Source organism: Streptomyces sp. NPDC001851, assembly GCF_040297165.1.
In the GTDB taxonomy this organism is placed as follows: domain Bacteria; phylum Actinomycetota; class Actinomycetes; order Streptomycetales; family Streptomycetaceae; genus Streptomyces.
On sequence record NZ_JBEOYR010000005.1, the window covers coordinates 187,272 to 211,143 of the forward strand.

26 protein-coding genes are annotated in these 23,872 nt (G+C 71.8%); 12 read left to right on the plus strand and 14 right to left on the minus strand.

Features of this window, described 5'->3' with window-relative positions; all coding sequences use genetic code 11:
• Positions 1 to 125 precede the first annotated feature (125 nt).
• Positions 126 to 362 carry a hypothetical protein gene (locus tag ABT171_RS09205; RefSeq protein ID WP_351241455.1) on the plus strand — a complete coding sequence of 79 codons (237 nt, stop codon included), beginning with the start codon at positions 126 to 128 and terminating at the stop codon, positions 360 to 362.
• A gap of 16 nt (positions 363 to 378) precedes the next feature.
• Positions 379 to 1,251: a universal stress protein gene (locus ABT171_RS09210; protein ID WP_351241457.1), complete on the plus strand. Its 873-nt coding sequence runs from the start codon at positions 379 to 381 to the stop codon at positions 1,249 to 1,251.
• 49 nt (positions 1,252 to 1,300) lie between these two features.
• On the opposite strand, the gene ABT171_RS09215 is transcribed toward ABT171_RS09210, so the two are convergent.
• Positions 1,301 to 2,530 carry an MFS transporter gene (locus ABT171_RS09215; RefSeq protein ID WP_351241459.1) on the minus strand — a complete coding sequence of 410 codons (1,230 nt, stop codon included), beginning with the start codon at positions 2,528 to 2,530 and terminating at the stop codon, positions 1,301 to 1,303.
• Positions 2,531 to 2,599: 69 nt separating this feature from the next.
• Between ABT171_RS09215 and ABT171_RS09220 the strand changes: the two genes are divergently transcribed.
• Positions 2,600 to 3,106 carry a MarR family winged helix-turn-helix transcriptional regulator gene (locus ABT171_RS09220; RefSeq protein WP_351241461.1) on the plus strand — a complete coding sequence of 169 codons (507 nt, stop codon included), beginning with the start codon at positions 2,600 to 2,602 and terminating at the stop codon, positions 3,104 to 3,106.
• A 367-nt stretch (positions 3,107 to 3,473) separates the two neighbouring features.
• Here ABT171_RS09220 and ABT171_RS09225 read toward each other — a convergent pair whose 3' ends face one another.
• A complete protein-coding gene (locus ABT171_RS09225; RefSeq protein ID WP_351241463.1) occupies positions 3,474 to 3,983 on the minus strand; it encodes a DUF2231 domain-containing protein in 510 nt (169 codons plus the stop codon).
• 84 nt (positions 3,984 to 4,067) lie between these two features.
• A complete protein-coding gene (locus tag ABT171_RS09230; RefSeq protein ID WP_351241465.1) occupies positions 4,068 to 4,625 on the minus strand; it encodes a GNAT family N-acetyltransferase in 558 nt (185 codons plus the stop codon).
• 102 nt (positions 4,626 to 4,727) lie between these two features.
• On the opposite strand from ABT171_RS09230, the gene ABT171_RS09235 reads away from it, so the two are divergent.
• Together ABT171_RS09235 and ABT171_RS09240 are read left to right on the plus strand one after the other, a co-directional pair.
• Positions 4,728 to 5,864, plus strand: coding sequence for a CapA family protein (locus ABT171_RS09235; RefSeq protein ID WP_351241467.1), 1,137 nt, complete (start codon positions 4,728 to 4,730; stop codon positions 5,862 to 5,864).
• A 132-nt stretch (positions 5,865 to 5,996) separates the two neighbouring features.
• A complete protein-coding gene (locus ABT171_RS09240; protein ID WP_351241469.1) occupies positions 5,997 to 6,281 on the plus strand; it encodes a hypothetical protein in 285 nt (94 codons plus the stop codon).
• A 60-nt stretch (positions 6,282 to 6,341) separates the two neighbouring features.
• Here ABT171_RS09240 and ABT171_RS09245 read toward each other — a convergent pair whose 3' ends face one another.
• Entirely contained in the window at positions 6,342 to 6,983 is a 642-nt protein-coding gene (locus tag ABT171_RS09245; RefSeq protein ID WP_351241471.1) for a TetR/AcrR family transcriptional regulator, read from the minus strand.
• A 144-nt stretch (positions 6,984 to 7,127) separates the two neighbouring features.
• Here ABT171_RS09245 and ABT171_RS09250 point away from each other — a divergent pair, with 144 nt between their 5' ends.
• Positions 7,128 to 8,174 carry an aldo/keto reductase gene (locus ABT171_RS09250; protein WP_351241473.1) on the plus strand — a complete coding sequence of 349 codons (1,047 nt, stop codon included), beginning with the start codon at positions 7,128 to 7,130 and terminating at the stop codon, positions 8,172 to 8,174.
• A gap of 67 nt (positions 8,175 to 8,241) precedes the next feature.
• Here the strand turns inward: ABT171_RS09250 and ABT171_RS09255 are convergent, their stop codons facing one another.
• Positions 8,242 to 8,379, minus strand: a complete 138-nt coding sequence (locus tag ABT171_RS09255; RefSeq protein ID WP_351241475.1) for a hypothetical protein — start codon at positions 8,377 to 8,379, stop codon at positions 8,242 to 8,244.
• Entirely contained in the window at positions 8,376 to 8,999 is a 624-nt protein-coding gene (locus ABT171_RS09260; protein WP_351241477.1) for a hypothetical protein, read from the minus strand. Before ABT171_RS09260 ends, ABT171_RS09255 begins: the two co-directional genes overlap by 4 nt.
• Before the next feature lie 144 nt (positions 9,000 to 9,143).
• Between ABT171_RS09260 and ABT171_RS09265 the strand changes: the two genes are divergently transcribed.
• Together ABT171_RS09265 and ABT171_RS09270 are read left to right on the plus strand one after the other, a co-directional pair.
• A complete protein-coding gene (locus tag ABT171_RS09265; protein WP_351241479.1) occupies positions 9,144 to 9,764 on the plus strand; it encodes a TOPRIM nucleotidyl transferase/hydrolase domain-containing protein in 621 nt (206 codons plus the stop codon).
• A gap of 141 nt (positions 9,765 to 9,905) precedes the next feature.
• On the plus strand, positions 9,906 to 10,610 hold the full coding sequence (locus tag ABT171_RS09270; protein WP_351241481.1) for a hypothetical protein: 705 nt from the start codon (positions 9,906 to 9,908) through the stop codon (positions 10,608 to 10,610).
• Positions 10,611 to 10,672: 62 nt separating this feature from the next.
• On the opposite strand, the gene ABT171_RS09275 is transcribed toward ABT171_RS09270, so the two are convergent.
• Complete coding sequence (locus ABT171_RS09275) at positions 10,673 to 11,608, minus strand: aminoglycoside phosphotransferase family protein (protein ID WP_351241483.1); 936 nt, start codon at positions 11,606 to 11,608, stop codon at positions 10,673 to 10,675.
• A gap of 223 nt (positions 11,609 to 11,831) precedes the next feature.
• Between ABT171_RS09275 and ABT171_RS09280 the strand changes: the two genes are divergently transcribed.
• A complete protein-coding gene (locus ABT171_RS09280) occupies positions 11,832 to 12,251 on the plus strand; it encodes a hypothetical protein (RefSeq protein ID WP_351241485.1) in 420 nt (139 codons plus the stop codon).
• Positions 12,252 to 12,332: 81 nt separating this feature from the next.
• On the plus strand, positions 12,333 to 12,656 hold the full coding sequence (locus ABT171_RS09285; RefSeq protein WP_503074552.1) for a DNA glycosylase AlkZ-like family protein: 324 nt from the start codon (positions 12,333 to 12,335) through the stop codon (positions 12,654 to 12,656).
• Here ABT171_RS09285 and ABT171_RS09290 read toward each other — a convergent pair.
• The 3 genes from ABT171_RS09290 to ABT171_RS09300 form a co-directional block, all read right to left on the minus strand.
• The gene (locus ABT171_RS09290; RefSeq protein WP_351241487.1) at positions 12,622 to 14,319 is read right to left on the minus strand and encodes a DUF885 domain-containing protein; all 1,698 of its coding nucleotides are present in this window, start codon (positions 14,317 to 14,319) and stop codon (positions 12,622 to 12,624) included. The genes ABT171_RS09285 and ABT171_RS09290 overlap by 35 nt on opposite strands.
• A 151-nt stretch (positions 14,320 to 14,470) precedes the next feature.
• Positions 14,471 to 15,145: a phosphate signaling complex protein PhoU gene (gene phoU / locus ABT171_RS09295; protein ID WP_351241489.1), complete on the minus strand. Its 675-nt coding sequence runs from the start codon at positions 15,143 to 15,145 to the stop codon at positions 14,471 to 14,473.
• Between the two features lie 27 nt (positions 15,146 to 15,172).
• Complete coding sequence (locus ABT171_RS09300; protein WP_351241491.1) at positions 15,173 to 16,324, minus strand: PP2C family protein-serine/threonine phosphatase; 1,152 nt, start codon at positions 16,322 to 16,324, stop codon at positions 15,173 to 15,175.
• Between the two features lie 272 nt (positions 16,325 to 16,596).
• On the opposite strand from ABT171_RS09300, the gene ABT171_RS09305 reads away from it, so the two are divergent.
• Complete coding sequence (locus ABT171_RS09305) at positions 16,597 to 18,237, plus strand: sigma-70 family RNA polymerase sigma factor (RefSeq protein ID WP_351241493.1); 1,641 nt, start codon at positions 16,597 to 16,599, stop codon at positions 18,235 to 18,237.
• A 153-nt stretch (positions 18,238 to 18,390) separates the two neighbouring features.
• The gene (locus tag ABT171_RS09310; protein WP_351241495.1) at positions 18,391 to 18,624 is read left to right on the plus strand and encodes a hypothetical protein; all 234 of its coding nucleotides are present in this window, start codon (positions 18,391 to 18,393) and stop codon (positions 18,622 to 18,624) included.
• 90 nt (positions 18,625 to 18,714) lie between these two features.
• Here ABT171_RS09310 and ABT171_RS09315 read toward each other — a convergent pair whose 3' ends face one another.
• From ABT171_RS09315 to ABT171_RS09330, 4 genes are all read right to left on the minus strand, one after another.
• Positions 18,715 to 18,891, minus strand: coding sequence for a cold-shock protein (locus ABT171_RS09315; RefSeq protein ID WP_351241497.1), 177 nt, complete (start codon positions 18,889 to 18,891; stop codon positions 18,715 to 18,717).
• Positions 18,892 to 19,042: 151 nt separating this feature from the next.
• Positions 19,043 to 19,504 (minus strand): SRPBCC family protein, encoded by a 462-nt coding sequence (locus ABT171_RS09320; protein WP_351241499.1) that lies wholly within the window; start codon positions 19,502 to 19,504, stop codon positions 19,043 to 19,045.
• A gap of 233 nt (positions 19,505 to 19,737) precedes the next feature.
• Positions 19,738 to 21,639 (minus strand): glycosyltransferase family 39 protein, encoded by a 1,902-nt coding sequence (locus ABT171_RS09325; RefSeq protein WP_351241501.1) that lies wholly within the window; start codon positions 21,637 to 21,639, stop codon positions 19,738 to 19,740.
• 698 nt (positions 21,640 to 22,337) lie between these two features.
• A complete protein-coding gene (locus ABT171_RS09330; RefSeq protein WP_351241503.1) occupies positions 22,338 to 23,582 on the minus strand; it encodes an alpha/beta hydrolase family protein in 1,245 nt (414 codons plus the stop codon).
• Positions 23,583 to 23,872 lie beyond the last annotated feature (290 nt).

Here is a 23,872-nt window from a genome sequence, read left to right on the forward strand (position 1 = left end):
TCCTCGGAGATGTCCTCGTCGTCGCGCAGGAAGACCTGGGCCGTACATGATTGATTCCATGAGGTCCGCGCCGGTGTCGCCATGACCAGCCCGTACCGGATGACTCGCCCTGGGAGGTGGGCACCATGACCCGAACCGTCACCGTGGGTCTCGACGACTCGCCCGAGAGCCGGGCCCCCGCCGAACGGGTGGCCCGTGAAGCGCGGCTCGCTCGCACGCCGGCCGACGCTTCTCACGACGCCTCGCCGGCCGTCGCCGGCCGGCGCATCCGTACCAGCCCGCTCCGCGCGCACAGCGGCCATGTCACCCGCGCCGTTCCGCACCACGTCGTGGCGCCCGTGGCCGTCGTGGGGCACGACTGACGCACAGGAGTGCCCGATGAACCTGCCGATCGTCGTCGGCGTGGACGGTTCCGAGCCGAGTCTGCGGGCCGTGGCGTGGGCGGCCGACGAAGCCGCCCTGCGCGGCGCGCCACTCCGGCTGGTCCACGCCTCGCTCTGGGAACGGTACGAGGGCGCGCTGCTCGCCCAGGAACTGGACAAACCGGTGGAGGAGGTCATGGCCCTGGATGTCGTCGGCGTCGCCCGCCGGCACGCGGAACGCCGCCAGCCGGGCCTGAAGGTCACCACCGACGTGCTGCCCGAGGACCCGGAGCACGGGCTCGTACGGGAGAGCCGCGCCGCCCTGGCCATGGTCCTGGGGTCCCGGGGACGCAGCGGGATCACCGAGGCGCTCCTCGGCTCGGTCAGCCTGACGGTCGCGGGACGCGCGCACTGCCCGGTGATCGTGCTGCGCGGCAGCCACGACAACCAGGCCCGCGCCGGGATCCACGGCCGTATCGTCCTCGGCGTCGGCGGGAAGCCGGCGGGCTCGGCGGCCGTACGGTTCGCGACCGAGGAGGCCCGGCTGCGCGGCGTGGCCCTGCAAGCCGTACGGGCCTGGCGCCGCCCCTCCCGCGCGACCACCGGCCACCCGCTGCTCGCCGACGAGCCGGCCCCTCTCGACCAGCGGGAGGCCGCCGAGGCGGTGGAGGAAGCCCTGCGCGACGCACCGGCCGGCCTCGAAGTGGAGCGCCGCACTGTCGAGGGCCACCCCCGCGACACGCTGATCGCCGCGTCCTACGAGGCCGACCTGCTCGTCCTCGGTTCCCGGCGCCGGCACGGTCCCCACGTACCCCACCTCGGCTCCGTCACCCACCGAGTGCTGCACCACGCCGCGTGCCCGGTGGCCGTCGTACCGGAATTCTCCTGAGGTCACCGTCACAGAGGGTGCGCGCACAACCCGGCGCGGTCCGCTTCGCCTACGCGGCTCGTGTCGCGTCGTGCCGGCCGGTTCGTTCGGCGGGTGAGGTCGGTGTGCTGGGCGTCTCCCACACGGCGGGGAGCAGGAGGATGGCGAGATTTGCGGTGCTCACCAATGCCGCCCCCACGAGCAGTGGAGTCGTGGTCCCGATGGTCGCCGCGACAGGGGCGGCGATGGCGAGACCGAGCGGCCGGGCGGCGAAGGAGATCAGCGTGTCGAACGATCCCACGCGCCCGAGGGCTTCTTGCGGGATGCGGCGTTGCATGGTGGTTTCCCACAGCGGGCTGAGAAGGCCGACTCCGAACATCCCCGCGAAGTAGGCGGCCGTGACAACCGGGATCGGCAGGAGAAGGGCGAACGCCGTCAGCGGGAGCGCGAAGACGGCGGCGCCCACGGCGACGCCGGCCAGGGGGTGGCGCATGGGCAGCCGGGAGGCGGCGTAGATACCGGCGACCATCCCCACCGTGCCGACTTCTGCGATGACGACCCAGGCGGTGTCCCCGCCCAGATGACGTACGGCGATCATCGGGCCCAGGGTGAGGAGGAGGCCCGCCGTCAGGTGCCACACGCCGTGTCCGAGGACGTTGGCCAGGAACCAGGGATGGCGGCGGGTCTCGGCCCACCCCTCGCGCAGTTCTCGCAGGAAGGCGCTTCGCTCGGCGCGCCGGAGGGGGCGGTCCAGCCGCAGGCCGCCGAGAGTGGGGGCGGATGCCATGAACAGCGTGCCGGTGAGCAGGGAGGACCACCCGGCCCCCACAAGCAGCATCAGGCCGCCGGCGGCTGCGGGAGCCGCTATCTGAGCGATCCCTTGCGCGGCCCCGAGGTGCGCGTTGATCCGAAGGCGCTCGGGTTCGGGCACCACAGCGGCGACCAGTGTGCGGACGGCCGGCGTCCCGAAAGCCACGGCCCCGCCCGTGATCGCCGACAGCACGGCCAGATCGGGGATCCGCACTCGGCCGCTGAGCAGCTCCGCGCCGATCGCGAGTTGTGCGGCGGCGCGTATCAGGTCCGCGGTGAGCACGACCCGCTGCGGTGGGAAGCGGTCGGCGACCACACCCGCAACGGGCAGCAGGACGAGCATGGGGAGCAGCTCGCAGGACAGCACAAGGCCGAGGTCCATGGCCGAGCCGGTGCGGACGACCGCGAGGGTGAGGGTGGTCGGGATCAGCGCGGTCGCCAGAGCCGCAACAGTGCGCCCTATCAGCAACCGACGAATCGGAGAGGTCATGACGCGCAGAGTAATTCGTCAGCGAATCTTTGGCCAGCGAAATACTTGCCGGCGTAGCATACTGAAGGGATGGAGGACTCCGTCGACCGACACATGGCCCGCTGGCGTAACAAGGCGCCCTTCGACGAGCGAGCCGAAGCGATCATCACCAGGATCCAGCTGCTGACCAAGCACGCCAGCCACACCAAGCGCGAAGCCCTCGCCGAAGTCGGCCTCCAGGAGTTCGAGTTCGAGACACTGCACCGCCTCGCCTCGCGCGGCACACCATGGCGCGCCACCCCGTCGCAACTGGCGACCGAACTGATGATCTCTCCAGCCGGAATGACCGGCCGCCTCGACACCTTGGAGGAGGCGGGCCTGATCCGCAGGCTCCGCGGTACCGAGGACCGCCGCCGCGTCGACGTCGAGCTCACCGAACTCGGACACACTCGCTGGTACGCCGCCATGAAGGTGCGGGGGGCGGCCGAGGAAGCGATGGTCGAACCGCTCGACCGCGCCGACCAGGACCTCCTGATCGCCCTGCTCAAGCGCATGTTGGTACACGTAGAGTCCGGACGCCCCACGGCTCGCGGCTGAAACCGTCGCTGGCGAGCCGATGTGATCCCCTTGTTCGAAGCCGCGTGCAGGAACTCCGGCACGGGCAGGGCGCTGACCTGCCACTGCTCCGTGTGATCGGCCATGTCCTCGAACAGACGACTGGTCATTCGAGCCCGGCCGGAGGCCCTTCGGCCCACGCCTGCGGCGTAGCGGACACCGGATGACCGGCTCGCGCGGCCCGGCTGGTCCCGGCGCCGCCTTCTCGTCCGCTCGGCACACGCGTCGAGGGCTCTGCACGGCATTCCGTGCAGAGCCCTCGAACCGGGCGCGAGGCCATGGGCGAGGCCGGTGGTACGGCACTCCGGAACGGTGCAGCGGCCGGGCCGGCCGCGCGGCCGACCACGGATCAGGAGCCGCCCTGTGACCGCGTCGCCGTCTTGGAGTAGGCGTCGTGCCAGGCGGCCTTCGCCCCCGAGTCGCCGATCCGGTAGACGTCCACGACCGCCCCCACTGCGACGCCCAGCGAGAGCACGCCGACGACGATCCGCACGGGGAGGGCGGACCAGCGCGCGGCGCCGCCCTGACGGGGCTGTGCGCTGCTCCGCGCCGCCCACCACACGAGTGCCGCCAGCACGAACAGACCCAGGGCCCACGGCAGCAGTCCGTCGCCCAGCTCGGTGTGCCGGCGTACCAGGGCGTCGTCGGCCACATGCCGTTCGAGCCACTCACCGGCATGCGTGGTCAGCGGAACGCTGACGAGGGCCACAAGAGCCAGCAGCGGCAGCAGGGGGCCCAGCCGCCGGGCGGCGCGCGGCCACAGGGCGGCCGACACCAGGGCCAGCGCGGTGAGGGGTATCAGCACGACGACCACATGCACCAGCAGGACATGGGCGGGCAGACCGTTGACCAGATTCATCAGTGGGCTCCAGAGGGGGCGAGGGCGCGCCAGCCTGGCACGGCAACCTCTCAGTTACCTCTGAGCCGGTCCTGGAAAGCGGCGTCATGCCTCGCGCATCGAATGCCGTCGCACGAACTCTTCGGAGAGCATGCCCATCACGACGAGATCGCGGTGCCGGCCGGAGAGGAACACGCGGTCGCGCAGCCGGCCCTCCTCGACGAACCCCAACCGCTGGTGCAGCGCGAGCGACGCTTCGTTGTGCGCGAAGATCCGTGCTTCGCACCGGTGAAAACGCCGCTCGGCGAACATGAAGCGCAGCAGCAGTACCGCGGCCTGCGCCGCATAGCCCTTGCGCCGGTGCTCCGCGCCGATCGTGATGCCGTACTCGAACCAGCCTGCCCGCGGGTCGGCCTGGTACGAGCCGACAGCGCCGACCAGTTCCCCCGAGTCGGCGGCCTCGATGGCGAGTTGGAAGCAGTCACCGTCGGGCGTGGTGGTGGCCTGCTCCCTGGCCCAGGTGCGGAAGCCCTCGGCGGAGCGCGGCGGGTTCAGCAGGTCTCCCAACCGCTCCTCGTCTTCGGCGAAGCGCATGAACCCGGCCCAGTCGTCGGGTTCGATACCGCGCAGGCGTATCCGCTCGCCCCTCCAGAACGATGTCATCACGCCATCCGATCATGGTGAGAGACGCGACGTCCAAGGCTTTCGCGGGGCAGCCGGGTGAGCGGGGCACCGGCGTCGGCAGAGGCGGCCTAGTGTGGGGTCATGGGCGGCTGTGCGGTGACGCTCTTCCTGTGCGGGGACGTGATGCTCGGGCGCGGCGTCGACCAGATCCTTCCGCACCCCGGAAGCCCGGAGCTGCGCGAGGGGTACATGACGGATGCCCGGGGGTACGTCGAGCTGGCCGAGGCGGTCAACGGCCCGATCCCCGTGCCCGTCGACCCGGCCTGGCCGTGGGGCGAGGCGCTGCGGATGCTCGACCGGTCCGTCCTGGACGCCCGGATCGTGAACCTGGAGACGGCTGTCACAGAAAGTGCGGAATTCGCGCAGGGGAAGGCGGTCCACTACCGGATGCACCCGGCCAACCTGCCCGCTCTCACGGTGGCCCGGCCCGACGTGTGCGTACTGGCCAACAACCATGTGCTGGACTTCGGCCGGCCGGGCCTGGAGGAGACGCTGGACTCGCTCGCCGGGGCCGGGCTGCGGGCGGCGGGCGCCGGACGCACCGCCGACGAGGCGTGCGCGCCCGTCGCAGTCCCCGTCGGGCCCGGCCGCCGCATCCTGGTCCTCGCCCTCGGGGCGCTGTCCAGCGGTATCCCGCCCGACTGGGCCGCGACGCCGGACCGGCCCGGCGTCGCCTACGTCCGTGAGCTGTCGTCGTCGGCTGCCGAGGCGGCCGTCCAGCGCGTGCGGCGGTCGAAGCGGCCGGGCGACATCGCGGTCGTGTCGGTGCACTGGGGATCCAACTGGGGCTACCTCGTCCCCCGCGACCAGACGCGCTTCGCGCGCGCCCTGGTCGACGGTGGCGTCGACATCGTCCACGGGCACTCCTCGCACCACCCCCGCCCCGTCGAGGTGTACCGGGGCCGGTTGATCCTCTACGGCTGCGGCGACTTCATCGACGACTACGAGGGCATCTCGGGCTACGAGGAGTACCGCGACGACCTCCGGCTCGGCTACCTCGTCTCGGTGGACGCGGCCACCGGGCGTACGACCGGCCTCCGGATGTTCCCCCTGCAGGCGCGGCGGATGCGGCTGGAGCCCGCGGCGGACGAGGACCGCGCCTGGCTGCGCGCGACCCTCGACCGGATCAGCCGCGGCGTACGGATCGGTGGGGAGGCCGACGGCATGCTCGGCATCACACCCGGAGCCGCCGCCCCTCGGCCGGAGGCCCGCCGCTGAGCCGCGGGAGCGATGCACCGAGGTACCACCCTTCGTGCTCCCCCTTCGTGCTCCCCCGCTTCGTGCTCGGTACGGCCGGAGAGTCGCGGGTACCCGTTCGGTCGGCAGACGTTTCCTGAGGAGATGACTCGGATGCTGTTCCTCGGACTGCTCCTGCTCGCGGGTACGGGCGCCTTCACCGCCCTGGCGATCGTCGGCAACATGTCCGGCGGCCCCGCGTACACCGTTTCCGTCCTGGGCCACGACATCGCCACCATGAACGGCCTGGCCCTGTTCAGCTCCGGCCTCGCGCTGGCGCTCCTCTTCTGCCTGGGCCTGGCGCTGATGGTCACGAGCGCCGCCCACCGCAACCGCCACCGCCGCCCTCCCGCTACCACACTCGGCGGGATGACAGGGCCGGCAGGGCCGGGGGCCTGAGCCCTTGCGGGAGGGGCTCGGTTGCCCGTGCCCGTACGAGCCGAGCGCCACGACGGGCCGTCACGCGCGACGGCCCGTCGCGGGCTCTGCGCCGTCCCGTACGTAGGCGCCCGCGCGTGCCGCGATAGCGGTGGCCTCGGCTGCCCGGTCGGCGGTGGCCTCGTCGAGCGGGCCGCCGCTGATGAGCAGGTGGTAGTAGAGCGGGGCGGAGACCGCACGGACCACCTCGTGGGCATCGGTGCCTTCGGGTACCTCGCCCCGCTCGACCGCCTGCCGGACGCAGGGTGCCCATTCGCCGACGCGGATGTCGTAGAAGCGCTGCAGGGCCGCGGCCGTCTTGGCGTCACCGGTGGCCGCGGCGATCAGCGCCTTGAACAGCGGTCCCTGCCGAGGGTCCGTGAGGGTCCGCTGCACCAGGCGGGCGTTGGCCTTCAGGTCGCCGATCAGTGAGCCGGTCTCGGTGCGGGGCGCGGACTGCTCGGCCATGTCCAGCAGCAGATCCGCCACCAGGCCCGTCACCGTTCCCCAGCGGCGGTACACCGTCGTCTTGCCCACGTCGGCCCGACGTGCGATGTCGGCCAGGTCGAGCCCCGTGAAGCCCTGTTCGGTCAGCGCGTCTTCAGCCGCCCGGAGCACCGCCTCCCGCACACGCGCCGTGCGCCCTCCGGGTCGTACGGTTCCCGGCTCGGCTTCACCAGACATAACGGCACTCCAGTTCCATTAATCGCCACGCCCTGCTAGCTTGATAGCAGCTAACGGAACTATAGACCCGTTAGCGAGCTACCCCTATTCGTTGAGGCCGCCGTACTTCGTTCTTCGTTCTTCGGTCTTCGGAAAGGATCTGACATGGAATACAGGCGACTGGGCGCGTCCGGACTCATGGTTCCCGCGCTGAGCTTCGGCGCCGGCACCTTCGGCGGCCGGGGGCCGCTCTTCAGCGCCTGGGGCACGACCGACGCCCGGGAGGCGCGCCGCCTCGTGGACATCTGCCTGGACGCCGGCATCACGATGTTCGACACCGCTGACGTCTACTCCGCCGGTGCGTCGGAGGAGGTACTGGGTGAGGCGATCAAGGGCCGCAGGGACCAGGTGATCGTCTCCACCAAGACCAGTCTGCCGATGGGGGACGGTCCGGGCGACGCGGGTTCCTCCCGCTCCCGGCTGATCACCGCCTGCGAGGACGCCCTGCGCCGGCTGGGTACCGACCATGTCGACCTGTTCCAGCTCCACGCCTTCGACGCCGGGACACCGGTCGAAGAGGTGCTGGCCACCCTCGACACGCTCGTGAAGGCGGGAAAGGTGCGCTACGCCGGCGTCTCCAACTTCTCCGGCTGGCAGGTGATGAAGTCCCTCGCGACCGCGGAGAAGTACGGGCACCCGCGCTATGTGGCCCACCAGGTGTACTACTCCCTCATCGGCCGCGACTACGAGTGGGAGCTCATGCCGCTGGCCCAGGACCAGGGCCTCGGGGCGATCGTCTGGAGCCCGCTCGGCTGGGGCCGCCTCACCGGCAAGATCCGCCGCGGCGCACCGCTGCCCGCCGACAGCCGCCTCCATCGCACCGCCGACTACGGCCCGCCCGTCAGCGACGAGCACCTCTACGGCGTGGTGGACGCCCTGGACGAGATCGCGCAGGAGACGGGCAGGGCCGTGCCGCAGATCGCTCTCAACTGGCTGCTCCAGCGGCCGACCGTGTCCTCGGTCATCATCGGCGCCCGCGATGAGCGGCAGCTGCGCCAGAACCTCGGTGCCGTCGGCTGGAGCCTCACTCCCCAGCAGATGGCGAAACTCGATGCGGCGAGCCATCGGCCGGCACCGTACCCCTACTTCCCCTACGAGCGTCAGGAAGGATTCGCCCGTCTGAACCCGCCGGTCTTCGCCGCGCCGCGCTGAGGAACCGTGGCCGGTCCGACGAGACGGCGGGCCTGCGCGACGGACAGCCGTTCCAGCTCGCCCACGATCACACCGTGGTACGCCTCTTGCCGGCACCAGCCCACTGCGCGGCCTGGACCGACCCCTCCTGGATGGCCCGCTGGGGGAGTTGCAGGCCGAGAGCGGTTTCCAGGGCGTGGAAGCACAGTTCGAACGCGTTGGTCACTTCGGGATGGTCCAGTTCGGCTCGGCGTATCGCCTGGTTGAGGAAGTCGAGTTGGCCCCGAGCCGGGAGAGCGCCGCACTGTCGGCCCGGGTGCCGGGTGGTGTCTCGTGGTACATCAGGAACACCCAGTCGCCGGCCTTCCCGAAGCAGAAGCTCCGCCAGGCGATGTCCCAGTCGTCGCGGCCGGTGCCGTCCATACCGCCCAGGTCCGACAGGCGTGTACCGGCCGTGGTCTGCTCCGGGCCGGCTCGATGGAGCAGGGCGATGTCCTCGGCGCTGACGCCCTCGCCGCGGAAGAAGAGGGGGTTGGTGTAGGGATCCTGCTCACGCCATGAGCCGGCGATCCAGGCCAGGCCTTCCAGTGGGTCACGCCCGCACGGTGGTGCCGGAGGCGTGCCGTCGACGCCGCCGCTGCGGAATCTGCTCCCCCATGCGGGATCGATCCGGTCGAGCATCGCGGCCTGCCCGGTCACGAGGTTGGTGACCGGGCCCTGGCCGGGGGAGTGGGCCGCGATGTGCTCGGCGAGGCGACGGACCGTGTCCTCGGCGACGAAGTACAGCACCTGGTCGAGACCCTGGGAGGCGAAGCTCTCCGTGCGGGGGCCGTGGTGGCCGCGCACGGTGCCGTCGTCGTCCAGGACGAGGAAGAGGCGGCCGTGATCGCCTGCGCGTCAGTATGCGACCGGGCACTGACACTCGACCGGACTGAGTGTCCTGGCCGAAATCCCCTCGCGTGAACGCCGGTGAGGGCGGAGACTCGTCCCATGGCGGACATGGGGTCGTTCCGGGAAGCGGTCACCGCATGGGCGGCCGGTGGCCCCGGCGACCCCGCGCGTGAGCTGGCCGCTCGGCTGTGTGTCCGCGCGGCCGTCCTGCTCGAAGGGCCGAGCGACGCCGCGGCGGTCGACGCGCTGGCCGCGCGCCGCGGCCGGAACCTGGCGGCCGAAGGCGTCTGCGTCCTGGCGATGGGCGGTGCGATGAGCGTCGGACGCTTCGCCCGTCTCCTCGGGCCAACCGGGCTGGGTCTCCGCCTCACGGGACTGTGCGACGAGCGGGAGCGTGGTCACTACGCGCGCGGCCTGGCGCGGGCCGGTGCGGCGGAGCAGGAGTTCTTCGTCTGCGCGGCGGATCTGGAGGACGAGCTCATCCGCGCGCTGGGCGTGACCCGCGTGACGGAGCTGGTCCGGGCGGAGGGTGATCTGCGCGCCCTGCAGACCTTCCTGCGCCAGCCCGCGCAGCAGGGTCGCACTCTGCAGCAGCAGTTGCGGCGCTTCCTCGGCACGAAGAAGGGGCGCAAGATCCACTACGGCCGCGTCCTCGTCGAGGCCCTCGACCCCGACCGCACACCCGCCCCCCTCGACGGCGTGCTCACCAGCCTGGTCTGAGCACCCTCCGGCACCTGACTACCGTGTCACTGGACAGACGTGACATCGTTGCCCACGGCTGTCCCCCGCCGGCGCGGACCGGTGATGACCGGGTACCTCTACCGCGAGGGGGACGGACAAGACCGTGGGGGGTGGACTCTGGTGACGAGGTGGCAGCGGCCGCAGCTGCCGGTACGGGGGCAGCGCCGGCCGGTGCCCGGTTCGCGCCGTCCGCAGCGAACGCAGGCGGTCTCCGAACTCCGGGCCCAGGGCCTGTACGGCCCCGAACTCCGCGAGGTCCTCCCCGCGTTCGCCGGCCTCGGCCTGGCCGTGCTGGTCCCCGTGTGCCTGCTCGTCTGGCTTCAGCGCACCTGTGGCGTCCTCGGACTCGCGCTCGGCGTCATCCTGCTGGCCTCGGGCGCCGTGGTGGCCCTGCGCGTGCGCCGGGCGGTCGTCCGCCGGCGCGGTGGCCGCTACACCGCGGCGGAGCTCGCCCGGCTGGATGAGCGCGGGTTGGCGGAGGCGGCGGCGCGCATCCTGCAGCGCGACGGCTGGCGCGTGGTCGACCTGACCCTGCAGCAAGGGAGGCGGCGCCTGCACGCCCGGGACCGCCGGGGGCGCCAACTGGACGTCGCGTTCCGCTCCGAGGCGACGGCCGGGGAAGGCCAGAACTGGCGCGCCGCCCTCGTCGAGAGGGGCCGCCCGGGCGCCGACCGCCCGATCCAGGTCATCGTCCACCCCGGGCGCTTCAGCCGCGCGGACATGCTGTGGGCCTCCCGCCAAGGCGACGTCCACCTCCTCAATGGCCGCCAACTGCGGCGCTGGGCGAGCGGCGCGTCCCTGGACGATCTGGGCCTGCCACGCTGACGCGGTACCAGGCCCGCCGGCCGGTGGGCACGCGCTGCGCGGCGGTCGGCGAGTGGCGGCCTTCAGGACACCCGGGCGCTGAACACAGCGTTGCGGCACAGCTGTTCCGCGCACCACCGGAAATGTCCGTCATTGTTGTCCCTGCCGTAGAGATCGTACGTGGTGAGGGCGTAGACGGCCTGGTAGACGGCAAGGGCGGCGGGCGCGTAGCCGAGCTCCTGTGCGAAGAGCCGGGTGAGTTCCGCAGCGTGCTCCGTGGCGTAGGGGCCGTACATGTCCCAGACGGCCGCCGTGACCGCAGCCTCGAAGGCCGGATCGCCGGCCGTGGTGTAGAAACCGAAGTCGAGCACGGCGACGGGTCGTCCGGCCGCGTCGGTGTGGATGTTGGGCGGGACGAGGTCGCCGTGGATCGCTGTGACCGGAGCGTCGGGAAGCGCCCCGAGCGCCCTCAGCGTGCGTGCGACTCCCGAGTCGAAGTCCGGCACCCGCACGGCCAGGGCAGCGCCGTGCCGGGCCACGGCGCGCGTGACCAGCGCCGCGAGCGCGTCCTGGAAGCGGTGGTGGCCCTGCCACAGCGGACGGTCGTCGCCCCGCACGGTCAGCCGGCGCATCGCGTCCGTGCCCGGAACCGAGGCGAGGGCGCGCAGAACGGCGAGCAGGGCGCTCTTGTGCTGGACGGGCAGCTGCCGCTCATGGTCCTCGTGCGCGGAGTCGCCCCGCATCGGGGCGCCGGGCAGTTCGCGCTCGTAGGTGATGACGACGCCCTGGTGCTCCTCGACTTCGAGGATCTCGGGGGTGGCCAACGGCAGTGGGCGCTGCGCGAGGTCCGCGTACACCTGGCGGGTGAGCGCGGTCGGCGGACGACCGGTCCACACCTTGGCGACCCGGCCGTGGCCCAGCCGGTAGACGATGCCCTCGACTCCGGAGCCGACGCGGTGCGCGTTCGGGTACCCGCGGGCGGCGAAGTACCCGGGCCACCGGCACGAGGTAGCGGACACGAAGGGGAAATTAGCGGCAGTGGTCCCCGTGGTCAAAGCATGTGCGCGGTGGTGTCCGGAGTGCTCGCGTGGAGGCCTCCGCGGCAGCTGTTACAAGACGGCGACATCACGCCGATGAACGCCTGCGTCCACAGTGACGTCACTTCTCATGCCTACATCAATCGGCATGTAGGGCTTGTTTGATGCAAAAGCTGTTCCAGTCATGGAAAGGGACATATCTGTGATGGTCTCGAAGCGGCGTTCCCTGCGCATAGCCGTCGTCGGTGCCCTCGGCGCCGCCTCCCTCGCCCTCGCCGGCACCGCGATGGCCGCCACCCCGGCCCCGCACACCGCGTCTCCCGTCGCCGTCGCGCACAAGACCCAGGCTCCCAAGGCCGGCATCACCGCCACGCCGTCGGTGTCCTCCGTCCGCGCCTGGCAGCTGTTCCGGGTCACCGGGAAGACGACCGGCCTCAAGGCGGGCAGCAAGGTGACCCTGCAGCAGAAGCAGCACGGCACGTGGGTCAGCCTGCCCGCGTCCGCGCCCGTCGCGCGCAACGGCTCCTACTCGCTGGGCGTCAAGCTCGGCCTGAAGGGCAAGAACGACCTGCGCGTCGTCAGCGGCAACACGGCCTCACCGGTCTTCAACGTGACGGTCCGCTGAGCCACGCCGCCATCGGCGCGGGAACGTCCCCGCCCGCGCCGGTGGCGGGCAGGACCGTTCGCCGAGCTGGACCCCGCCCCCATGGGCTGGCGCCACCGCCACTGGTACCTCGACGCCGAACACACCAAGGCCCTCTTCGACCGCAACGGCAACATCGGCCCGGACATCTGGTGGGACGGCCGCGTCGTCGGCAGCTGGGCCCAGCACGTGGACGGGCACATCAACCACCACCTCCCGGCCGATCCCGGCAGCGAGGCCCGTACCGCCGTCGAAGCCCAACTCCACCACACCCTCGGCTTCCTCGACGGCACCCCGCCACGCCCTGCTACCGCACCCCTCGAACGCCGCCTCACCGGCGCCGGCCGCCCGCTCACAGCGACGCGAGGTTGTCGGCCAGGTCGGTGAGACCGAGTGAGCCCTGGCTGAGCGCGTTCATGTGCCAGGTCCGCAGGTCGAATCCGGTGCCGAGGCGGCGGCGGGAGGCCTCACGGCCCCGCAGCCACGCGCGCTCTCCCAGCTTGTAGCCGATGGCCTGGCCGGGCCGCCCGAGGTACCGGTCGATCTCGCTGGTACGGCGGGCGGTGTCACTGCCGTGGTGGGCGGCCATGAACGCGGTGGCGAGCTGCGGCGTCCACCGTTCGCCGGGGTGGAAGCCGGAGCCGGCGGGGATGGCCAGTTCCAGGTGCATGCCGATGTCGATGATCACGCGGATGACACGGAGCATCTGCTTGTCGAGATAGCCCAGGCGGCGGGCGGGGTCGGTGAAGAAGCCCAGTTCGTCCATCAGACGCTCGGCGTACAGGGCCCACCCCTCCTTGTCGGCGCTGACCGCGCCCAGGGTGATCTGGTAGGGGCTGAGGCGGTCCGCGGCGGCGGTCCACCGGGCGGTCTGCAGGTGGTGCCCGGGCACGCCCTCGTGGTACCAGGTGCTGACGAGTTGCCACGTGGGGAAGGTGTGCCGGCCCAGAGTGGGCAGGTAGGCGCGGCCGGGGCGGCTGAAGTCCAGGCTGGGACCGTTGTAGTACGGAGCGCCGGCACTGCCTGTGGGCGCGATCCTCGTCTCCACCCGACGCAGGGGCCCGGAGATGTCGAAGTGGACGCCGTCGAGGGCGTCGATCGCCTCGTCCGTGATCTGCTGGAGCCAGGCGCGGATGTTCTCCTCGCCCGCGACGGAGTGCCCGTGCAGGTTCAGGTGGTCCATGGTCTCCCGGACACCTGCGCCCGGAAGGACCCGGCCGGCCTCGGTCTGCATCTCGGCGACCGTCCGGTGGAACTCCTCCCAGGCCCAGGCGTACGCCTCGGCCGGGTCCACATCGGCGCCGTTGGCCCAGCGGGCCGAGCGCAGGTAGCGCTCACGGCCGACGGCGTCCGGGGTGCCGTCCGCGGCGGGCAGATAGGTGTCGCGCAGCCAGTCGCGGAAGCCGGCCACCGCGGTCGTCGCCCGGTCGGCGGCGGCGTCCAGATCGGGCCTGAGCCGGTCCGGCCCACCGGCCACGAACATGGCGAACCAGCTCGCGCCGCCGGCATCCTGCCCGGTCCAGGCGACGAGCTGCCCGATGACGGCCCGGGCCTGGCGGGGCGCGCAGAGCAGCCCACGGGAGATCCCCTCGGTGAGGGTCGCCCGATAGCCGTCCAGCGCGCCGGGCAGGTTGCGCAGCCGCCCGGCCACCGCCGCCCAGTCCTCATCCGTGTCGGTGGACATCAGCGTGAAGATGCTCCGCACCCGGTGCAGCGGCGAGTTGCCGTTGCTCAGGGTGCGGAAGTGGTCACCCGCCTCGTGCAGGGCGAGCTCCGCGGTCAGCCGCTCCCGCAGCAGCCGGGCGCAGTTCCGCTCGACGTCCTCGAACACCACACCGTCCTTCTCCGCGGTCCGCTCGGTGGCGTCGAGCGCGGAGAGGGTTCGCCGGGCCAGTTCGGCGAGCGCCTCGAAGCCTTGCGGGGACAGATCCGGCTGCCGGTCGTCCTCGGGACGCAGCCCGAGCCGGGTCGAGGCCATGGGGTCGAGGGCGGTGACCTGCGCGACGTAGTCGTCGGCGATCCGGCGCGGAGTGCTCAGCTTCTCGGACATGGCGCTCATGCTGACGTACCGTCGCCGACGGCGTCAGCCACGCGCCGTCGGCTTTCGGCCGGTCGGCGTCACCCCGGGAAGGCGATGCGGGCGCCGGCGCGCCGTCGACCGGCCCGCGGCGACCGACGCCCCTCCCGTGTGACGACGGACCCTAGGGAGCAAAGGGGGTGTCGGCGGTGTACTCGTCCGCGTGTTCGCCGGTGACCAGGAAGACCATGCGCCGGGCGACCGACACGGCGTGGTCCGCGAAGCGCTCGTAGTAGCGGCCGACCAGCGTGACGTCGACGGCGGTTTCCACGCCGTGCTGCCACCGGCCGTCCATCAGGTGCCGGAAGATCATGCGGTGCAGCTCGTCCATGCGGTCGTCGTCCTGCTCCAGTTGCAGCGCCGCCTCGACGTCCCTGGTGACGAGCACCTCGACGGCCTGCGCCATCAGGCGCTGGGCGAGCTGGCCCATCTCCAGGACCGTCCGGTGCAGATCGCCCGGTACCGCGTGCCCGGGATACCGCAGCCGGGCCAGCTGGGCCACGTGCCGGGCCAGGTCACCGCACCGCTCCAGGTCCGCACTCATCCGCAGGGAGGTCACCACGGTGCGCAGGTCGGTGGCGACGGGCTGCTGCCGGGCCAGCAGGGCGATCGCCCGTTCCTCCAGATCCCTCTGCAGGTCGTCGACCTGCACATCGGCCGAGATGACGCCCTCGGCGACCTGCAGGTCGGCGTCGAGCAGCGCGGTGGTGGCACGGCCGATCGCGGAGCCCACCAGCCGGGCCATCTCCACCAGCCCGTCACTGAGCGACGCCAGTTCTTCGTGGTACGCCTCTCGCATCGCGTTCCCTCCGCAGGACGGGGCACCTCAGCGAGGCACCGGTCCGGTGCCGTGAGCGAACCCACCGACATGGAAGCCCGGCCCGTGCCGATGGGCCCGATGGGGGCTGGGCGTGCGGCACAGCGCGATGAGCGCGGCGTCGTCGTCGAGGCGTCCCTCGACGTGATCGAGCAGATCGCGGCGGATGTGGTGCACCAGCTTCTCGGGGCTGCTCCCGGCCCACTGGGCGGCCCGCTCCGGGAGCGGATAGAAGGCGCCGTCGGCGTCCCGGGCCTCGATGACGCCGTCGGTGTAGAGCAGGAGGGTGTCGCCGGGCTCGAACGAGAACACGTCGACGGTGTAGTCCCCGGGTGACGTCCCGTGGATCCCGAGCGGAGGCGCCGGGTGCACGGGAACGGTCACAGCGCTCCCGGGACTGAGCAGCAGGGGCGGGGGGTGTCCACAGCTGAGTATCCGGGTGACGTGGCCCTCGTCGGAGATCTCCACCAGCATCACCGTGGCGAACCGCTCGCCCAGTTCCTCGTCCGGCTCCAGCTCGGGCAGGTTGCGGGCCACACTGCGCTCCAGGGCGGCGGCCAGCGTCGGCAGCGAGGTGTGGTGGTGGGCGGCTTCGCGGAAGGCTCCGATGAGGAGCGCGGCCTCACCGATGGCGGACAGGCCCTTGCCGCGCACATCGCCGATCATCACCCGTACGCCCCTGTCGGTGGGCGTCGCGGCGTACAGGTCACCGCCGATCTGCGCCTCCGCCTCGGCGGCCAAGTACAGACAGGCGATCCTCATCGAGCCGATCTGCTCCGGCAACGGCCACAGCAGAACATGCTGCGCGGCCTCGGCGACCATGCGCACCTGCGCCAGCTGGCGCGTGCGCCGCTCACGCACCACGCAGTAGAACACGGTCAGAGCCGACAGCACGGCCAGCGCGAGGAGCTGCACCAGCACATTGCGCGAGAACAGCACGCCGAAGTGCCAGCCGATGTAGGCCTGCGCCCCCACGGTCAGGAAACCGATCAGCCCGGTCAGCCAGGGACCGGCGAACGACGCCGTGATCGCGGGGGCGATGACCAGCAGCGGCCCGAGATGGATGTCGGCCGGGACCAGCTGGTCCGCCACCGTGATGACGAGGATGAGCACGAGGGGGATCAGCAGCAGCGCATGACTCGACTGCCCTGGCTGTCGCATACCGGCAGCAACGTCTCGCCGGACATCCACGTCTTCCACACTGCACCATCGCGGCACCGCTGACGAGCGGACACTCAGCGCCGGGTGACGTGCTGGGGGAGGCCGTTGCGTGAGTCCGGCGAGGCCGTCCGCGGGAGGAGTCCGGCGGCTGCGAGGGCGATGCGCCGGCACGGGCCGGAACTCGGTCCGGAAGAAGTGTTATCGGGGGCGCATCGAGCGGTCTCCCAGGTATCGGACACAATCGTTCGGCCTCAAGGATGGGAAGCACTTTTATGAGCACGCAGGACGCGGTGGAGACGGCGGTACTGGTCACAGCCGCCCGAGAGGGCGATACGCAGGCTCAGGACGCTCTGGTCAACGCGTACCTCCCGCTGGTCTACAACATCGTCGGCCGGGCTCTGAACGGCTCGGTGGATGTCGACGACGTAGTGCAGGAGACCATGCTGCGTGCCCTGGACGGGCTGGACGGACTGCGGACACCCGAGCGCTTCCGGTCCTGGCTGGTGGCGATCGCGATGAACCAGGTCCGGGCGCACTGGGAGCATCGGCGCTCCGCCCCGGGTACCGTGGAGGAGGCCGAGGACCTGGCCGATCCCGGTGCTGACTTCGTCGACCTGACCGTGGTGCAGCTCCAGCTCGCAGGGCAACGCCAGGAGACGGCCCGGGCGACGCGCTGGCTGGAGCCCGACGACCGGGGACTGCTGTCACTGTGGTGGCTGGAGTGCGCGGGCGAACTCACCCGGCCCGAGGTCGCCGCGGCGCTGGACCTGTCGCCACAGCACACAGCGGTCCGGGTGCAGCGGATGAAGGCGCAGCTTGAGGCGGCCCGCGTGGTGGTACGAGCGCTCGACGCACGGCCGCTGTGCGAGGAGCTCCGGACCGTGCTGGCCCCCTGGGACGGCCGGCCGTCGGCGCTGTGGCGCAAACGAATAGCCCGGCACGCGCGCGGCTGCTCCCGCTGCAGTGGGCTGTGGAGCGGACTGATGCCCGCGGAAGGACTGCTGGCCGGCCTGGCGCTGGTCGCGGTGTCGTCCACGCTCCTGGCCAGGGAGTTCTCCGCTTCCGGGACGCTCGTTCCGGCTGGTTCCGCCGCACCGCTCGACGGCTTCGGCGACGGCACCCGGGCACGCCCCGGCACCGGGCGACGCGGTGGACGGGACACGGCCGCCGGCTCGCGCAGCCGGTCGCGGCGCCGTCGGCGCATGCGGCGCCGCGCCGTCGGCGGCGCCGTCGTCGCGGCCTGCGTCGTGGGGGGCGGCCTGTGGTACTTCGGTACGGGCTCCGGTCCTGGCCCCGACCGCACGAACGCCGAGCAAAGGGCAGCCGTACCCGTCCCGGACCTCTCCACGCGCACGGCCGACGACACGTCTCCTTCGGCCTCGCCCTCCCCGTCTCCCTCCGCGGCGAAGAAGACGAAGCCGAGCCCTGCCAAGACCAAGAGCCCCGCCAGGAAGAGCACTCCCACGGCCCGGCAGTCCACCCGACCGGCTCCGGCCCCGGCGAGGACGACGCCGGGTCCCGCCCAGCCCACCGACACGGTCGACCAGGTGGTCGCCCTGGTGAACAAGGAGCGGGCAGCCGCCGGCTGTGGCCCGGTCGCTGAGGATCCGCAACTGCAGAAGGCCGCCCAGGGCCAGTCCGACGACATGGCCGCCCGCCACTTCTTCGACCACACCAACCCGGACGGCGCCGACCCCGGACAGCGCATCACCGCCGCCGGCTACCGGTGGTCCACCTACGGCGAGAACATCGCCCAGGGACAGCAGACCGCCGCAGCGGTCATGGAGTCCTGGATGAACAGCCCGGGTCACCGAGCGAACATCCTCAACTGCTCCTTCAAGGACATCGGCGTGGGCGTGCACAAGGGCACGGGCGGCCCCTGGTGGACGCAGGACTTCGGCGCCAGGCTGTGAGAAGCCCCGGCCGCAGCCTCTCGGAAAGGCCCGTGGGGCCCCGTCCTCGGTTCGGGATCCTTCGGTCACGATCCTGCGGCGGAGGGATCACGAGCCGACTCCTGACGGTGGCCCGGCGCCGGGACGCGTCGTTGATCCGGCATGAGCGCTGCGATGGAGGACGGAGACGGTACGGCCTTCGCCCAGCCGGCCGACGCCTCGCGTCCGGACGACAGGGGAGGGGAGTGCCGCTGGTGCCGGGCTCTGTTCGGGCACGGCGATCAGCGGCGCCCGTCGGCCCGTCCTGGCCACGACCTCGCCGGTCTGCTGCTTCAGCTGCGCAGGGTCATACTGCCGGTCGCCGTGCTCACCGTCGTGGCTGCGGTCCTGGCGGAGATGCTCGGTTGAACGCGGCGGACCGGCGGCCCACCGCGCGTGCGAACAGCAGCACGCCCCGCTCCCGATGCTGCCGGGGCGGGGCGCTGGTGAACAGGTCGGTCACCGAACGGCGATCACGTTCGTGGCCTTGTGGCCGACGACGTCGAAGACCACGCGCTGACCTTCGCGGGTCGTTTGCGTCTCCATGCCGGAGAACGGGCGCCTCTCGCCGTCCTCGTCGGTGATGACGCCCACGCCGTCCGCCCTGTTGTACACGACGATTGTTCCGAGAGGCATCGTCTGTTCCTCCGTGGGTTGGCGGCTGCTGATCTCCCCCGGTGAGCAGAGCATCACCCGACGTGAGCGGAGAAGGAAAGAGTCCCTCGGCGCGTCGGCCAGTGTTTGACCGGATGTCAGCCGCCCGAACGGCGGGGACTCCCCGGAACCGCTAGCCCCCGGGCCGGATGCGTCCGCGCCAGGCTCCGGACTCTTCTCCGCGCTGTTCGATGTACTGCTTGAAGCGCTTCATGTCGCCCTTGACGCGCCGGTCGAGGGTTCCGAGCATGTCCGCGACCTTCTCCGCGGCCCCGCTGGGTTCGACATCCATGACGAGTTCCACCCGGGTGTGCGTGTCGTCCACGCGCTCGAAGCGGACGGAGCCCTTCTGGGTCGCGTCGCCTGTGGTGGTGCGCCATGTGATGCGTTCGTCGGGGAGCTGGTCGACGATCTCGGTGTCGAACTCCCGCCGTACTCCAGCGATCTTGGTGGTCCAGTGGTTGTGACGGTCGTCCAGTTGCCTGACCTCCTCCACGCCTTCCATGAAGTCCGGGAACTTCTCGAATTGCGTCCACTGGTTGTAGGCGGTGTGCACCGGCACGTCGACTTCCACCGTTTCCCTGACCGTACTCATCAGCGTTGCCTCCGTTGCGTCGGTTTGCTGCTGGAGCCGAGTACCCAGGGAACTCCGACCACCACCCACCGGCCTCAGGCTCGCGCCGTCCCGGCCACCGTCCGCACCCGTGCCGTCACAGGCTCCGGCGGTGATGCCGATGAGGCCGTCGACCGCCGACGCCGCCGTGGAACCGCTGCCCACGCGTATCGGCGCCGAAGCCGGACACGTGGTCCGAGCCCGCGGTCGCCGTCTCAGCCCTGTCGGCCGCAGTCGTAGAGGGCGAAGCTGCCCCTGGTGCGCCACCCGTAGGCCTTGGGGCGGAGGCGGGTGCAGTGGGACTTCACCCAGGTTGTGGCGGGAGTCGCGGGCCGCCGCGGAGTGAGCAGCGCGTAGCGCAGTTGGTGACTGGTGACGAGGTCGCCGAGCTGCTCGGCGGTGGGAAAGGGGGTCTTGCCGGTGAAGCCGCCCATCACGAGCGTGGGCTGGGACTCGGCGCGCAGCAGGCGCTCCGCGGGATAGGCGGCCTGGGTCGCCAGCAGGTACTTCTCGCCGTGGCGGTGCGCGATGAGGTAGTCGAGCAGGGCGGTGTCGCGGCGGCTGGGCTGGTCGAGGCCCACCCGGCGGAGGGCGGACGGGTGGTCGAGGGCCTCGCGGTAGACCTTGCCGACCGGACCAGCCGTCGGAGAGGTGGAGGCGCCCGCGTAGAGCGGATCGAGGCAGGAGGCGGCCCAGCCGAGCGGGACCAGCAGGGTGGCCGCGACGCCGGCGGCCAGAGAGCCCTGCACCAGCCCGCCGGACGCGCGCGGCCCGCGGAACCACAGGCCCAGCGCGCCGCCCACCGCGAGGATCACGGCGAGCGCCAGCAGCCAGGAGACGAATCCGGTCGCCCAGTCGAGCATCAGCGCCCAGGCCACCGTCAGCACGATGGCCGCCGGTAGCGCCACGCGCCGAGGACCGCCCGCCTCGTGCTCGGACCGGAAGAGGGCGAGCCCCCCGCCGGCCAGCGCGGCGAGTGCCGGGGCGATGACGGCGGTGTAGTAGGGGTGGTTGCCGTTGGAGACGCTGAACACCACGGCGTGTACGGCCAGCCACCCGCCCCAGAGGAGAAATCCGGTGCGCAGGAGGTCGGTTCGAGGTTCGCGGGCGCGCCAGACGAGGCCCAGTACGGCGGCGAGCACGGCGAGCGGCAGGAACCAGGCGATCTGCGGGCCGACCGTGTGGTTGACCAGCATTCCCCAGCCGGTGTTTCCGTCGGTCCGGCTGGCGGCCGTGCCCGCGACGGCACCGAACGCGGTCGGGTCGTCGCTGAAGCGGCTCATGCCGTTGTAGCCGAAGACCAGGCTGAACGGATTGTTGTTGGACGTGCCGTCGACGTAGGGGCGGTTCGCGGCGGGCGTCAGCCAGGCGAGCAGCACCCACGAGCAGGAGACGGCCAGAGCGACCACGCCGCCCAGCAGACAGCGCAGGGCTCGTTTCAACGGGGTGCCGGGCGCGGCGATTTGGTGCACGACGGCGAAGACCGGCAGCACCAGCCACGCCTGCAGCATCTTCGCCTGGAAGGCGAGGCCGACCCAGACACCACAGGTGACCAGCGGGAGCAGCCGCTCGGTCCGCACCGCTTTCTGCAGGGCTCCCGCGGCTGCCACCAGCAGCAGGGTCAGTGCGGTGTCCGGAATGGTGGCCCGGTTGAGTACGACGGTGACCGGCGTGACGGTGAGCGTCAGCGCGGCGATCAGCGCGGCGAACGGCCCGGCCCAGGCCCGTACGATCCGGTGGAGCAGCCAGACCGTCAGCACGCCCTCGACGACCTGCGGCAACGCGGCCGCCCAGGTGTGCGGCCCGAAGAGCCAGACGGAGGCGGCCTCGGGCCAGAAGGCGCCGGGCAGCTTGTCGAGGGTGATCGAACCGCCGGGGTCGAGACCGCCGAAGAGGAAGGCGCGCCCACTGGTGGCCATCGACCGTATCGCCGCGCTGTAGTAGGGATGGATCGCGGCGTGCCCCATGCCCCAGGCGTACAGCAACGTGGCGACGGCCAGGACCGCGGCGAGCGCCGGGCGCTCCCAGCGCAACGGGGTCTCCGGCCGGCCGTCGTGGCGGTGCGATGCCCGGCGGCCGGGGTGGCCGAGGGGCTGGGCGGTGGGAGTGGTGGCCATGGGGTGGGTCCTCGGATCGGTGGTCAGGCGGTGCGGCGGGTCACGCGGCGGGCGGCTCGGAGATCGCAGGCGTGGTCGGGGGAGTCCGGCGGTACACCGCCCGGAAGTCCGTGGCCGGTCGGGCCGTCGGCGGCGGAGCGGCTGGGGAGGAAGCGGTGGCGGCTCCGGTCGTCGAGGTGCAGGGACAGGCCGCGGTGCTCGTCGGCCGCGGTCGGCGACGCCGCCCGCCGGCGTGGGTGACGCCGACGTCGCCGGGGGCGTCGAGCATGTAGACGGTGCGCCTGTTGCCACGGTTGCAGCACGGAGGTCTGCTGCCGGCGCGCGGCGCCCTGTGCCCGAGCCCACCCGGCGGTTGCGTCATGCCGTGGACGGACGTCACAGCGGCGACGTGGGCCCCGATCGGCGACACCGACGCACGGCCCGCACGGCAGCGGAAGTCCCGGTGCCCGGGCCGGTCACGGCGAGGGCGGCCACCTGCGGCAGCGGCACGGCGAGCGGGGTGCCCGGCGGGCCCGCCCCCGCGGAGCCGCGGCATATCGGTGGGGCGGGGGGTGCGGTGTCGGCGCGGCGCCCGGGAAGCGGTGGGCAGGGCAGGGGGTCCTTTCTCAACCGGCGACGAGCGCTCGAATGTTCGACAGTCGCCCACTTTAGCCGGAAGGGAGGGCCCCCAGCCGGGGGCCCGTTCGTGGAGCGTCCGGTCAGCGGACGAAGGAGATCTCCGGGTAGCTCTTGGCGGGTCCGTCCAGCAGAGTGCTGTGCTTGCCGCGCAGCTCCTGGTCGAAGAAGGCGGCGAGGTAGACACGCTGGATCTTGATCGCCCGGTCGGGATCGATCGTGCCGAACTGCTGCTTCAGCTGGTCGGGGGAGAGCCCGAGCAGGCCGGCCTCCTGCGGCACCATCGCCTCGTTGTCGCTGAACGACCGGTGCCGTGAGCCGTGCAGCTGGATGTCGACCCGGTACCCCTTGAGATGGGGCCACAGTTCGCGCCACGACGAGTCGTTGTTCCGGTTGTGGGTGCCGGAACTGAAGAACATGAAGGGGCGGTTCAGGTCCTTGCCGGGCGCCGAGCCGAAGAGCTGGCCGTCCAGGTTGGCGCCGGCGTCGATGCGGTGGTCGAGCTGCATGGCGGTGTCGACCGCCGCGCCGCCCAGCGACCAGCCGAACATCCCGATGCGGGACGTGTCCACGGCGTGCGACAGACCGGAGGGGAGCTTGGCGTGATCGACGTCCGGGTTGCCGCCCTTGGCGATGGTGCCGAGCTGGTTGATGACGAAACGGATGTCGGCGGCGCGCACGTTGAGCGTGTCGGACGAATGGGTGCCGGCCGGCATGCGGTTGACCTCAAGCCGTCCGCCCGGGAACTCGACCTCATTGGCGTCGTGGGTGTGATCGACGGTGACGACGAGGTAGCCGCGGCTGGCGAGGTCCTGGGCGAGGGCCGTGCCCATCGCGCGGTCCGAGTGCAGACCGGTCGAGTACAGCAGCACGGGCAGCTTGCCGAGCTGGGTGTCGACCGGGGCGAGGGCGTGTCCGCCGGTCTGCGGCAGCGTGACCTGCCGCGGGGACAGGCCGCGCGAGGCGAGGAAGTGGTTACCCGAGAGCGACGGCATCCACGGTGTCTGAGGGTGCCCGGACGTGGAGGCGGCCGGATACCAGTACGTCACCATCACCTCGCGTGCCCTGTTGCCGGACACGTACGGGTCGGTGCGGGACTTGTCGACGAGGTGCTGGCTGAACGTGCCGACTCCGTAGCGACCGCTCGGCGCGGGAAGCGTCAGCTGGAGAGCGGGGCTGCGCCCGAGGCTGGGCCCGAGGGCCGGGTGGACGGCCTTCTGTGGCGGGACGCTGTCGTTCTCGGGTGCCCACGGCGCGGCCTGATCGGGTGCGGACGCGGTGGCCGTGGGCGTGTGGGGTGCCTTCTCGGCGGCGGTCGCCGGCGTCATTCCGGCACTTACCGCGACAGCCAGAGCGCCTGCGGTACCGACCGCACGGGCTATGAGTCTGCGGCGGTGGCGCGGACGGCGGTGTGGCATGGAACTCCCCTGGTCGGTCCTAGGGCGTTGGGCCCGTGATGGTCTGCGGCACACCGTACCGCTGCTCCCACCGCCCGACCGACGGCTCACTCGCGGCGCCCTCCCGGACCCGCGCACCACCTGGGCGGCGTCACCACGCCCCCACGATCCGCCACGAGTCGCGCCTCGACATGCTAGGAGTGTTCAGCACGGGATCGACC

Coding starts and splice junctions, on each gene's coding strand:
- ABT171_RS09205 (WP_351241455.1), top strand. CDS start 126: ATGACCCGAACCGTCACCGTGGGTCTCGACGACTCGCCCGAGAGCCGG.
- ABT171_RS09210 (WP_351241457.1), top strand. CDS start 379: ATGAACCTGCCGATCGTCGTCGGCGTGGACGGTTCCGAGCCGAGTCTG.
- ABT171_RS09215 (WP_351241459.1), bottom strand. CDS start 2,530: ATGACCTCTCCGATTCGTCGGTTGCTGATAGGGCGCACTGTTGCGGCT.
- ABT171_RS09220 (WP_351241461.1), top strand. CDS start 2,600: ATGGAGGACTCCGTCGACCGACACATGGCCCGCTGGCGTAACAAGGCG.
- ABT171_RS09225 (WP_351241463.1), bottom strand. CDS start 3,983: ATGAATCTGGTCAACGGTCTGCCCGCCCATGTCCTGCTGGTGCATGTG.
- ABT171_RS09230 (WP_351241465.1), bottom strand. CDS start 4,625: ATGACATCGTTCTGGAGGGGCGAGCGGATACGCCTGCGCGGTATCGAA.
- ABT171_RS09235 (WP_351241467.1), top strand. CDS start 4,728: ATGGGCGGCTGTGCGGTGACGCTCTTCCTGTGCGGGGACGTGATGCTC.
- ABT171_RS09240 (WP_351241469.1), top strand. CDS start 5,997: ATGCTGTTCCTCGGACTGCTCCTGCTCGCGGGTACGGGCGCCTTCACC.
- ABT171_RS09245 (WP_351241471.1), bottom strand. CDS start 6,983: ATGTCTGGTGAAGCCGAGCCGGGAACCGTACGACCCGGAGGGCGCACG.
- ABT171_RS09250 (WP_351241473.1), top strand. CDS start 7,128: ATGGAATACAGGCGACTGGGCGCGTCCGGACTCATGGTTCCCGCGCTG.
- ABT171_RS09265 (WP_351241479.1), top strand. CDS start 9,144: ATGGCGGACATGGGGTCGTTCCGGGAAGCGGTCACCGCATGGGCGGCC.
- ABT171_RS09280 (WP_351241485.1), top strand. CDS start 11,832: ATGGTCTCGAAGCGGCGTTCCCTGCGCATAGCCGTCGTCGGTGCCCTC.
- ABT171_RS09285 (WP_503074552.1), top strand. CDS start 12,333: ATGGGCTGGCGCCACCGCCACTGGTACCTCGACGCCGAACACACCAAG.
- ABT171_RS09290 (WP_351241487.1), bottom strand. CDS start 14,319: ATGTCCGAGAAGCTGAGCACTCCGCGCCGGATCGCCGACGACTACGTC.
- phoU (WP_351241489.1), bottom strand. CDS start 15,145: ATGCGAGAGGCGTACCACGAAGAACTGGCGTCGCTCAGTGACGGGCTG.
- ABT171_RS09300 (WP_351241491.1), bottom strand. CDS start 16,324: ATGCGACAGCCAGGGCAGTCGAGTCATGCGCTGCTGCTGATCCCCCTC.
- ABT171_RS09305 (WP_351241493.1), top strand. CDS start 16,597: ATGAGCACGCAGGACGCGGTGGAGACGGCGGTACTGGTCACAGCCGCC.
- ABT171_RS09310 (WP_351241495.1), top strand. CDS start 18,391: ATGGAGGACGGAGACGGTACGGCCTTCGCCCAGCCGGCCGACGCCTCG.
- ABT171_RS09315 (WP_351241497.1), bottom strand. CDS start 18,891: ATGCCTCTCGGAACAATCGTCGTGTACAACAGGGCGGACGGCGTGGGC.
- ABT171_RS09320 (WP_351241499.1), bottom strand. CDS start 19,504: ATGAGTACGGTCAGGGAAACGGTGGAAGTCGACGTGCCGGTGCACACC.
- ABT171_RS09325 (WP_351241501.1), bottom strand. CDS start 21,639: ATGGCCACCACTCCCACCGCCCAGCCCCTCGGCCACCCCGGCCGCCGG.
- ABT171_RS09330 (WP_351241503.1), bottom strand. CDS start 23,582: ATGACGCCGGCGACCGCCGCCGAGAAGGCACCCCACACGCCCACGGCC.